The sequence below is a fragment of the Clostridium sp. DFI.1.208 genome (genome assembly GCF_024463855.1).
In the GTDB taxonomy this organism is placed as follows: Bacteria; Bacillota_I; Bacilli_A; order Erysipelotrichales; family Erysipelotrichaceae; genus Clostridium_AQ.
The window spans coordinates 1-550 of sequence record NZ_JANGCA010000186.1 but is presented as its reverse complement, the minus strand read 5'-3'; the positions used below and the strand labels follow the sequence as shown (position 1 = coordinate 550).

Genomic DNA, 550 nt, shown 5'->3' with positions numbered 1-550 from the left:
TACGATAATAACGCCATTAGAATTACTTGTCAAGAAGTTTTGATTGACTTTTTAATAAATATTAAGTATGATATGCTTATAAACACCGAGAAAAGCAACGAAAGGAGCGGTTATACTAAGTTATGGAACATTACGAAAAGAAAATCAGTTTCTTAGGAGAGAATATACAGACCATAAGAAAACACAGAGGAATGAAACAACAGGAACTTGCGGATAAAATCGGTATCAATATGCAGAGCCTTTCCAAGATTGAACGGGGTGTGAATTATCCTACCTTTGACACATTAGAAAAGATAATGGACGTGCTGGGAGTAACGCCCAATGAATTATTATCAGGAGAATGGAAGTATATTGACCACACCGAACCATATATCATGGATATTATCAAACGGGAACAGGACTTCAATGTTTCCTTAGATTATCTGTCTGAAAATGAATTTTTCAATGATGAAAAAGAATGCAGATTTTACATGGAAACCAAACTCATACAGTATATCCATAACTACATTACCAATGAGGTTACGGAGTTAGAAGAACTTATGGAAATCAA

At 34.2% G+C, this 550-nt stretch carries 1 protein-coding gene; it reads left to right on the top strand.

Annotated elements, in window-relative coordinates; genetic code table 11:
* Positions 1–122: 122 nt before the first annotated feature.
* On the top strand, positions 123–550 hold a 428-nt coding region (locus NE665_RS23960; protein WP_256176678.1), incomplete at its 3' end, for a helix-turn-helix transcriptional regulator.